The organism is Mesorhizobium sp. M0016, from assembly GCF_040324035.1.
Classification (GTDB): Bacteria; Pseudomonadota; Alphaproteobacteria; order Rhizobiales; family Rhizobiaceae; genus Mesorhizobium.
On the sequence record NZ_JAMYVM010000029.1, the window covers coordinates 67,917 to 77,511 of the forward strand.

At 60.5% G+C, this 9,595-nt stretch carries 12 protein-coding genes and 1 pseudogene; 9 read left to right on the forward strand and 4 right to left on the reverse strand.

The window, feature by feature from the left end; all coding sequences use genetic code 11:
- Positions 1 to 41: 41 nt before the first annotated feature.
- Both NKJ88_RS28920 and NKJ88_RS28925 read left to right on the forward strand, forming a co-directional pair.
- Positions 42 to 227 carry a hypothetical protein gene (locus NKJ88_RS28920; RefSeq protein WP_023689604.1) on the forward strand — a complete coding sequence of 62 codons (186 nt, stop codon included), beginning with the start codon at positions 42 to 44 and terminating at the stop codon, positions 225 to 227.
- The gene (locus tag NKJ88_RS28925; RefSeq protein ID WP_023689605.1) at positions 228 to 467 is read left to right on the forward strand and encodes an RNA-binding protein; all 240 of its coding nucleotides are present in this window, start codon (positions 228 to 230) and stop codon (positions 465 to 467) included.
- Here the strand turns inward: NKJ88_RS28925 and NKJ88_RS28930 are convergent.
- Genes NKJ88_RS28930 through NKJ88_RS28940 form a run of 3 tightly spaced genes read right to left on the reverse strand, consistent with a single transcriptional unit; the run spans position 424 to position 1,741 of the window.
- Entirely contained in the window at positions 424 to 843 is a 420-nt protein-coding gene (locus NKJ88_RS28930) for a hypothetical protein (protein WP_023823663.1), read from the reverse strand. The genes NKJ88_RS28925 and NKJ88_RS28930 overlap by 44 nt on opposite strands.
- Positions 844 to 1,308 (reverse strand): hypothetical protein, encoded by a 465-nt coding sequence (locus NKJ88_RS28935; RefSeq protein ID WP_023689606.1) that lies wholly within the window; start codon positions 1,306 to 1,308, stop codon positions 844 to 846.
- Positions 1,250 to 1,741 (reverse strand): hypothetical protein, encoded by a 492-nt coding sequence (locus NKJ88_RS28940; protein ID WP_155923242.1) that lies wholly within the window; start codon positions 1,739 to 1,741, stop codon positions 1,250 to 1,252. The genes NKJ88_RS28935 and NKJ88_RS28940 overlap by 59 nt, the downstream gene beginning before the upstream one ends.
- Before the next feature lie 187 nt (positions 1,742 to 1,928).
- On the opposite strand from NKJ88_RS28940, the gene NKJ88_RS28945 reads away from it, so the two are divergent.
- The gene (locus NKJ88_RS28945) at positions 1,929 to 2,828 is read left to right on the forward strand and encodes a DDE-type integrase/transposase/recombinase (RefSeq protein ID WP_023823662.1); all 900 of its coding nucleotides are present in this window, start codon (positions 1,929 to 1,931) and stop codon (positions 2,826 to 2,828) included.
- A 1,041-nt stretch (positions 2,829 to 3,869) separates the two neighbouring features.
- Here the strand turns inward: NKJ88_RS28945 and betI are convergent.
- Positions 3,870 to 4,493, reverse strand: a complete 624-nt coding sequence (gene betI / locus NKJ88_RS28950; RefSeq protein WP_081726832.1) for a choline-binding transcriptional repressor BetI — start codon at positions 4,491 to 4,493, stop codon at positions 3,870 to 3,872.
- 80 nt (positions 4,494 to 4,573) lie between these two features.
- Between betI and choX the strand changes: the two genes are divergently transcribed.
- The 6 genes and pseudogenes from choX to NKJ88_RS28980 form a co-directional block, all read left to right on the forward strand.
- Positions 4,574 to 5,512: a choline ABC transporter substrate-binding protein gene (gene choX, locus NKJ88_RS28955; protein WP_023823659.1), complete on the forward strand. Its 939-nt coding sequence runs from the start codon at positions 4,574 to 4,576 to the stop codon at positions 5,510 to 5,512.
- Positions 5,509 to 6,342 carry an alpha/beta fold hydrolase gene (locus NKJ88_RS28960; protein ID WP_245260042.1) on the forward strand — a complete coding sequence of 278 codons (834 nt, stop codon included), beginning with the start codon at positions 5,509 to 5,511 and terminating at the stop codon, positions 6,340 to 6,342. The genes choX and NKJ88_RS28960 overlap by 4 nt, the downstream gene beginning before the upstream one ends.
- Positions 6,343 to 6,394: 52 nt before the next feature.
- Entirely contained in the window at positions 6,395 to 6,544 is a 150-nt protein-coding gene (locus NKJ88_RS28965; RefSeq protein WP_023669333.1) for a hypothetical protein, read from the forward strand.
- A 623-nt stretch (positions 6,545 to 7,167) separates the two neighbouring features.
- A pseudogene (locus NKJ88_RS28970) lies at positions 7,168 to 7,449 on the forward strand (IS30 family transposase); the annotation flags it as partial.
- Positions 7,450 to 7,699: 250 nt separating this feature from the next.
- On the forward strand, positions 7,700 to 8,884 hold the full coding sequence (locus NKJ88_RS28975) for an ROK family transcriptional regulator (RefSeq protein WP_031199279.1): 1,185 nt from the start codon (positions 7,700 to 7,702) through the stop codon (positions 8,882 to 8,884).
- 111 nt (positions 8,885 to 8,995) lie between these two features.
- The coding region (locus NKJ88_RS28980) for an ABC transporter substrate-binding protein (protein ID WP_352446473.1) at positions 8,996 to 9,595 on the forward strand (600 nt) is incomplete at its 3' end.

Here is a 9,595-nt window from a genome sequence, read left to right on the forward strand (position 1 = left end):
GCCGAACTCCTATATGCTTAGCGGAAAGCATGGGAGGTTTCATGTCGTATACCGTCGAGACATGCCCGGACGACATTGAGCGGCTGAAGACCCTTCTCCATAGCCTAGGCGAAGAGGGCAGCCGGGTCATCAATGTGATTTGGCAGCCGAAGCGCGAAATCGCCACAGAGATTGGCCCCTACGATCTACCATCCGGCTATGTCGTTATCGTGGAGTACCCCAGCTAAATGCCCACCGGACCTAAAGGCCAGAAGCGCCCCGCCGACGTGATCGGCAATGCCGTGCGCGTCATGCGAATTGCCACCGGCGATGAAGCCGACGACGTGATTGACGACGGTAAGAACGCCGCCGCCAAAGAGCTTGGTTCGAAGGGTGGCAAGAAGCGCGCCGCCAACATGACGCCAGAGCGGCGCGCCGAGATTGCTAAGAAGGCGGCTTCGAAGCGGTGGGAGGGGCGGCATAAATAATTTCCCCTTGGAGAACCTTCTTGCTTATAGCTATGGTATTTTTGTGATCGGCGGAAGAAAGCACCAATTCCATAACAGAATTGGGTTCTTTCACTTTGACCTTGAAGGACGCTATTGCGAGCGGCCCTGTACCACGAAAGGGTCCGTCTGCTTCCCCAACAAACACACTCTCGCCGTTTACCAGCAATTCTAGCTTGAGCAGTCTGATATTTACTTCATCGAGAATAAGAAAAATGCCAAACGGTATTTCAACCGGGAACTCCCTTGCCACAACATCGCCGGAAAAGACATTGACCAGCGTATGCTTGTTGAAGCTTCCCTGCGCTACATACTCACACAGGATCGCGTTCGTAACGTTTATCGGTTTCTTTGCCATTTAGGCCGGCTCGAATTTAATTTCGACCGCCTTCGCATTTGACGCTGTAGCGGAAGGCGCCTGCGGAAGCCGCAGCTTGGACGGTTGCTCGGAAGGCGGTTCAAGCAAGGCCTCCACCGTCATATTTTGCGGCTTCCTTCCGGCCAATTTCTTCGAAGTTAGAATCGGCTCCTCGCCAGCGATCCCAACCAATAGGCGAGCGAGGGTGCCAATCGTCCAGTTGCCGGGCGAAGCCAGCATGCGGTTGACTTGGTCAGGCCCGCGCCCGATGCGTTTAGCCAGAGTTGCCTTAGTCAGCTTGGAATTCTTTTGCTCTTCCGCAAACCGGCGCATGACATAGTCGTAGAACCCGTTCAGGGCCCTCTGCTCAAAATAGGCCATCTTGGCCTCTGGGATTTTGATGCCCTCAGATATCTCCGAGAGAAAATCCGGTTTCGGTGACATAGTCATCAGCGTCTTCTCCATGCATAGGTTTGTGTCTAGGGAACAGAGCGTTCCATTGCGACAGGCATTCGGCCTTCATTTTCTCCCACTCCTGATCGTAGCGGTCACCCATAGGCTGGCGACCATTCCACGGCTTTGAGCGCGGTCGCCACGTAAAGGCCACGAACTGGTTAGGAGCGGCAAAGCTGCCAAATAAGCGCAGGCCAGGCTTCGGGCTGCGGCTGCGAATATCCCAAACCTCGTCTGAGACATCTGACAGCCTCCCGAAGAAGGCTTTGCCAGCCGAATACGGCTCAAGGCAAAGGGAAACTGTCTCACCCTTTACAAACGCTTCTAGATCAGCCTGAAGCCTCATGACACGCGGATGGCAATTTTCAGATGCCCATGGTCCATAGATCAGCCCCCGCATGTCTTCCGACAGGTAAATGCCTCGAACAACCGGGTCGCTTGCCAACTCCATTTCTAGAGGGAACAAGCGTCCAGCCCTAACGTGCCGCTTGATAGCAGCAAGGATTGACATATAAGTCAATAGTCCGCCCCGCCAAGGGTTGCGACAATTTGACTCGATACCCTAACAGGAGGCTAAAGCCAAATCGATATTTGTCCTTGACGCTAAGCATAAAAGTTCACATCTTAGGCGAATGAACAAGCTGCCTCTCAAAACCCGTGTCCAAATCCTCACCGTGCTTTGCGAGGGTTCTTCGATGCGCTCAATCTCCCGCGTTGCCGATGTGTCGATCAACACCGTGTCCAAGCTGCTGGTCGATGCTGGCAAGTTCTGTGCCGAACTGCACGACAGCGAAGTGCGCAACGTCGCTTCCAAGCGCGTCCAGTGCGATGAAATCTGGTCGTTTGTCGGCGCGAAGGCAAAGAACGTTTCGGCCATGAAGCAGTCGGTTGACGGCGCTGGCGACGTGTGGACTTGGACCGCCCTGGACAGCGACAGCAAGCTTATCATTTCCTGGCTGGTCGGCGGTCGCGACGGCGAATATGCGATGGCCTTCATGGACGACGTGAAGGACCGTCTTGCCAACCGCGTCCAGCTTACGACGGACGGCCACCGCGCCTATCTCAATGCGGTCGAGGAAGCCTTTGGAGCGGATATAGATTACGCCATGCTCATCAAGCAATACGGTGAGCCGGAAGGCAAGAAGACCTCGCCAGAGCGCCGCTATAGCCCGGCTGTCTGCACTGGCGCGACCAAGACGCGGATTGAAGGCAATCCCGATCCGGTGCACGTCAGCACGTCGCATATCGAACGCGCCAATCTCACTATGCGCATGGCAAATCGCCGCTTCACGCGCCTTACCAATGCGTTCTCAAAGAAGTTCGAAAACCATGTCCACATGGTCGCCATTTACACCGTCTGGTACAACTTCATCAAAATGCACAAGACGCTGAAAATGACGCCGGCAATGGCCGCTGGCGTTTCCAGGACGCTCTGGTCGATGGACGATCTCTGCGAGAAGATGGACGCCGTTGCGCCGAAGCCCGGAAAGCGTGGCCCTTACAAAAAGTCAGCGGCCGAAATTTCAAACTGAGACACTACCGTACTTTGTATTGCGAAAGTTTACATTGTAGCGCGGTTGGCGTCGGCGCCACCATTGGCCGGTAATTGCACGCTACGCTACGATGACCGCTGAAACCCGTTGAATCGGACCGCTTCAGGCTCTTTTGATCGTCCCCGACCGGGCGTTGTTGACACGTTCCCGGCCCGAACGGGGACAGGATGGCTATATCGCACAACGATACCGAGGGACGCGCGCGCAGCTCGCGTATGCTGCGCACCGCGCTCGGACCCGCCATCGCCCGGTTTAAAAGGCCGTTCGCGACCATGCCTCGGGGTTTAGCTTCTCGGGTCCGAGCCTAAGCAGCGGCAGGAGAATCTCGGACAGCTCTTCGGCGAGCAAGTCCTGGATCGCGATCGAGCCCACGTTTCGCGCGACGCTTCGAAGAGGGACAAATCACGCAGTGTGGCACGCTCTAACAGCGCGGGAATCCCAAACAGGCCTCTTTAGTCCCGACTATTCCACTCTCATGTTTGCGGCTTCAAGGAGTAATCGCGATCCTGCCGATTCCGTCAGAAATCATTCGATCGAGCGTGTAGTTGGACAATGTAGGAGGCACGGTCTCGAAACGACGGTCCGGGTTGGTTACCGCCGGACCTGATGCGTCGCGGAGCTTCCTCTGTCAGGGAACTAGCGTCGGATCGAATCTGGCTGTTAGTGGTAACGAGGATTCTCTACCGTGGTCGTGCCCCCAACTTTGTCCAAATGCAGATAAGGGATAAGTGAACTTGATCTCCTTTTAGCTGCTGGCGAGATCGGTCGACAGCGTTTCGACCGCGGCGTGTTGCACAAGGTTTCCAGCTTGCCGGGGTCGCGCCCCACGATCAGCCATCCGCGCCTTCGCAGGCGAAAGCTTCCGACAAATTGCCAGGCCGATGCCGTCCGACCCACGGTGACCAGCGCCCGCTTACCTTGGAGTCGCATCGCCAAGCTCCCGCAATTGGGCGGTCAAGGGTACGACCCCGCCGGCTATGAACTTTATCCGACCGAGGCAAGGCCGACGGGCCTAGATGTCTAGGCTGGCGCGGGGCAAAGCCGCCCCGCGACGAAATCCTTGACCTGGCGCACAGCCTGCTCGCGCGTGACGCTGCCCGGCTGCAGACCGAGCCTGAGCCATAGCCCGTCGATCAAAGCGGTGATGCCGACAACGATTTCGTCGGCCAGTTCCGGCGAAGCGAGGCCGCGCAGGCCGGACAAGAGGTTCGAGCGCATGCGCGCATGGATGACCTTCTGGATGCGCGCCAGCTGCTCGTCGCGGGGCACTTCGGCGCAGAGCGACAGCCAGGCATGGCAGAGCGGCGGCAGGAACAGATGCTCCTCGAAATTGCCCTCGATCACCGCGTCCAGCCGTTCCATCGGCGTGCGCGCCCGCTGCAGCCGGGCGACCACGGCGTGGCAGAGCACGGCGTTCGCCTCGCGCATGGCGTGCTCGAACAACTCCTGCTTGTTGCGGAAATAATGCAGCACGATGCCCTTGGAGGCGCCGGCCTGGGCCGCGACCTTTTCCAGCGTCGCACCGGCGATGCCTTCGCGCTCCAGAACGGCGAACGCCGCCTGGCGCAATTCCTTGCGGCGTATGTCGCTGAGACGTGTGAGCTTCACTGGGTCGACCCATCCATTGCGAATCCATGTTGACATCTTCGTCCGTTCAGATCAAAAATTGACCAATAGGACAATAAAGTGACCAATAGGTCAAAGTCGGAAAGAGGAGAACCGGAATGTTGCGCATGCTTGCGAATGGCGTCTGTGTCGCGGCCCTGACGCTGGCTTCCCAGGCGGCCCGGGCCGCCGAGGTCGAAAGCTGCAAAACGGTCCGCATGGCCGAGCCCGGCTGGAACGATCTCGCCTTCACCACCGGCGTGGCCAAGGTATTGCTTCAGGCGCTCGGCTACGAGCCGCAGAGCGAGGTGCTCGGCATCAACGTCATCTACGAGGGGATGAAGAACAAAGACCTCGACCTGTTCCTCGGCTACTGGGATCCGGCCATGCTCACCTATTACGAGCCCTACAAGAAGGACGGCTCCATCGAGAATGTGCGCGTCAATCTGGTCGGCGCCAAATACACCTTTGCCGTGCCGACCTATGTCTGGGACGCCGGCGTCAAGGACCTGTCGGACCTGCACAAATTCGCCGACAAGTTCGGCAAGAAGATGTACGGGATCGAGCCCGGATCCAATCAGCTGATGATGGACGCCATTGCCGATCCCAATTTCGGCCTCGACGGCTGGCAGGTGGTCGAATCGAGCGAGGCCGGCATGCTCTCGGAGGTCGGCTACGAGATCAAGGAGAAGCAGTTCATCGTCTTCCAGGGCTGGGCGCCGCACCCGATGAACACGATGTACGACTTCAAGTACCTGACTGGCGGTGACGAGTTCTTCGGTCCGAATTTCGGCGCCGCCACCGTGACCACGCAGGTTCGCAAGGGTTTTCTGCAGGAATGCCCGAATGTGGCGCAGTTCCTGAAAAACCTCGCCTTCGACATCGACATGGAAAATGTCGGCATGGGCTACCTCATTAACGACGGCATGAAGCCGGAGGACGGGGCTCTGAAGTCGATCGCCCTGCACAAGGATCGGCTCGATGCCTGGCTTGCCGGCGTCGCCACCTTCGATGGCAAACCCGGCCTTGCCGCGGTCAAGGAAAAGCTCGGACTGTGAGGCCGGCTTTGGAGCTGACGGATCAGGAAGCCGAACAGGCGTCTTGGGCCGGACGTAAGCGCATCGTCGATGTCGGCAGTCTCGAGCTTACCTATGTCGAGATCGCCGGTTCGGAGCCGCCGTTGCTCTTGGTTCATGGCTTCACCGATACCAGCCGCAGTTTTTTGCTGCTGGCGCCGCATCTTACCGGGCGCCGGCTTATCATGCCGGACCTGCGTGGCCACGGCGGTTCGCAGGCGGGCGAGGGTTATCGCGCCGCCGATTTTGCCGAGGATATGGCCGGGCTGATCCAACGCCTGCGGCTCGGCCGGCCGATCGTTGTCGGCCATTCGCTGGGCGGCATGGTGTCGATCATGCTGGCCGCGCGTCGTCCGGAGCTGATCGGTGGGCTGGTGATCCTGGCCAGCACGCTGAAGCCCGATTTCGGATCGGATCATCAGCTGATCGACGGCGTCGCAGCCTTGCGCGACCCGATCTCGCCGTCCGATCCGTTCTACGACTGGTGGCATGCCTGTCGACCGGGCGTGCCGCGGGCTTTTCTCGCCGGCCTCGCGAAGGACGCGTCCGCGATCCCGGCTGCGCGCTGGCGCGCCATTCTCGAAGAAGTCCGCCGCACCGATCTGACCGCCGCGGCGCGGGCGGTGGAGGCCCCGACGCTGATCATCGCCGGCGGGCGCGATCCGCTTTTCGGCGCGGCGCACCAGCGCACGCTGACCGATGCACTCGTCGGATCGCGTCTGGTGTGGGCGCAGGATTGCGGCCACAACCCGCATTGGGAAGATCCAGCCTTTGTCGCCGACGCGATAACAGGCATGTTGCCGGCGCGATGATTATCTCAAGAGCGACCGCGCCCTAGGTGCCAGCTTTTTGGGACTGACAATCATGGTCGCGGGCAACCGCCATGCCGGCGAAGCGGCGGGGCGCGGCTTGATGACCGACATGGGCATCGTTCGCGCCACCCGGCACAAACGCCGGCTTGCCGGCCGCGCGCTTGCCCGCCCTGCTCTTCGCGGCATCCGGTTCCTGCACTGAAAAATCCGGGGCGGAATCGAGGGAGGGAGCGCGACGAGGCGCAGGCGAAGATGAAAAAGGCAGAGCTGGAAGAGCTGAAGGACAAGGTGCACTGCGCCGCGGTGCTCGAGCGCGCCGGATTCGCGCTCGACGTCAAGGAGAGCACGCGCGAGCGATGAAACTTCGGCGCGATGCGTTGGTTCGATCCGCTGTCGGACGGGAAGGGGGACGTCTTCCGCCTCATCGAACACCTCGAGGGGTGCATTTCGTACAGGCCATGAAAGACGTCGCCGAGCTCGCCGGATTCGTGTCCACCACGCGTGTGTGGGACCGACAATCTTCCGGCGAGCGAGAGCCTGATCTGTCGATTCCAGAACGCTGGCTGGGAGCGGACATGGTGGATGCAGCTCGCCGAAGGTCCAACGATATATCGTAGCCGGCAAAATTGGCGACGAAGACCGCCTCGGCCCCTGCCGCCTCCTTGTGCGCGCCGCTGTTGGCCATCGGCTGACCGCAGCAGGTCTGCTCTTCAGATAGTCCACGTCGAGACTCAGGCGCTCCAGCAATTCGAGCGTCGCAATGCCGTCCTGGATAAAACGCATCGATAAAGCACGGGACAAAGACAGCGCCTTTCATGGCAGCGCTGGGACCGAGGCAAAGAGCTTGCCGAGCACCAGCGATTGACACTGGCCACGGACGTCGAGGTCTACTTCTGCGATCCTCGATCACCCTGGCAGCGCGGCTCGAATGAAAACACCAACCGACTGCTGCGCCAATATCCGCCACGTGGCACCGACCTGTCCCTGCACAGCCAGGCAAAGCTCAGCGCCATCGCGCGGCAACTCAACGAACGCCCCAGAAAGACCTTGCTCTATCAGACCCTAGCGGAGCGATCGGTTGAACCCGCCGCCAAAAGCGGTCATTGATGTTGGGCGGACGAGCTCGTACCGATTGAAGCGACCGGCGTCAGTTATTTGCACAAGTAGCGCAGTGACTTCAGAGGGCTTGGGCGCCCGCCACGGAGCGCCGTAATCATCGAACGGGCTACCGCGGTAGCTTTCCCTGCCGAGCGACAACTGACGTTCGGCGTCATCAGAAAAAGGCGGACTCTGGAACGGTTCTGGTCTATGCCGACGCTCGTTGCCGGTCCGCCGGCCTTTTGCAACTGGTCCATGAATGAAGCGCCAGCCCACGACGTCGAGCCTGTTACGCCGACTCAATCGTTCGGCCGTGGTGGATTTGATCCGCACCCAAGGAGTGATTTCGCCATCGAGCCTCGCCGAGCGGCTGAACATCAGCCTGCCGACGGTGATGCGGGTGATCGAGGATCTGATTGCCGAGGATTTGGTTGCGTATGACGGGTTTGACGAGGCCAATGTCCGGGGCCGGCCGCGGGCGCGCATCAAGTTCCGCGGTGCGGCGCATGCGATCATTGGCATCGAGGCCGGCAAGGGCGAGTTCTACGGCGCCGTGGCCAATCTCGAAGGCGTCGTGCAGACAGAAATGCACCAGACCGCCGACGATGATGGCGAGCGCAATTTCGAAAAGCTGGTCGGCCTGATCCGCCGGCTTATGGCGGCCCCCCGCCCGCGCGGCCAGACTATTCGCGGCATCGGCATTGGCGTGCCCTCGATCGTCAGGCAGCCGGAGGGCGAAGTGGTGCTGACGCTCGGGCTCGGCTGGCGCGACATGCCGTTGCGGGCGCGGCTCAGCGAGCATATTCAGATACCTATCGTCGTCGAAAACGGGCGCAACCTCGCCGCCGTGGGCGAATGGGGATTCGGGGCCGGGCGCGGCGCCGACAGCGTCGTGAGCCTTTCGATCGGGCCCGGCGCGGGCGCGGGCGTCGTGATCGACGGCAAGCTCTATGGCGGGCATTCGCATGCGGCGGGCGAGCTCGGCTGGTATCTCGACGACCCCCTCCTTACCGGGCGGCCGTTCGAATATCTGGGCGACAAGCAATCGCTGCGCTTTTTCGGCATCCCCGAACAGGCGACCAAGATGCTCGAAGAGGCCAACACCCAGTATGCGGCGGGAAAGCTCATCCTGGCCGCTGTCACCGACCGGCAGGCGGACAAAATCGCGCCGGTTGTCACCGAGTTGCTGGACTATGCGACGATGGCGGTGGGCAGTGTTGCTGCCTTCATGAACCCCGAAATCATCGTACTGGCGGGCCGGGTCGTCGGCGGCGGTGATCTGGTGCTGGATGTGCTGCGGCATCGCCTCAAGGGCAATGTGTACGACCCGCCGCGCCTCGTGATAGGTGCGCTGGGGCACCGCGATATCGTCCTGGGCGCGGTGCGTCTGGTGCTTGATGCGACGACTCTCAACCCTGCCGACAGCCTCGTGATGGCCGACTGAAGATCAATCGATCGCGATTGACAGCGACTGTATGTCGGCATTAAGTTTCTGACTGAAAGAAAAACCGCGTCCTGCGTCGTGTGGGAGCGTATCTTTCGTGGGAGGACTTCAATGACGAAGATTTTCAATCCGCTTGGGCGGATGATGCAGCGTCGTGACTTCTTGAAAGTTGCAGGTGCGAGCGTTGCGGTAGCGGGTCTGCCTGCGACAGTTCGCGGTGCCGAGCCCGTCAAGGTGCTTGTGTGGTCGTGGGTGCCAAATCTCCAGCTTGAGGTAGACATGTTCAACACCGCTCATCCGGGCATCCGGATCGAACTCGTGAATCCCGGCCAGGGGGACCCGTTGTATAACGCGCTCCGCGCGGGCCTGCAGGCGGGCAGCGGCCTGCCGGACGTCGCCCAGATCGAATACCAGCACCTCGAGAGCTTCCGCCAGGTCGACGCCCTCGCAGACATCGGCCAGTACGCCAATGCCCTTCAGGGCGAGTTCCCCGAAGGCCTATGGGCGCAGGTCGCCAGGGGCGATGTGGTCAACGCCACGCCGCAGGATTACGGTCCGATGGCGATGCTCTATCGCAAGGACATCTTCGACAAGCATGGGATCACGCCGCCCACCACCTGGGCCGGGTTTGCCGATGCGGGCAAGAAGATCCATGCGGCCGATCCGAATGTGTTCATGACCGACGCGCCGTTCGGAGCCAACGCCGACTGG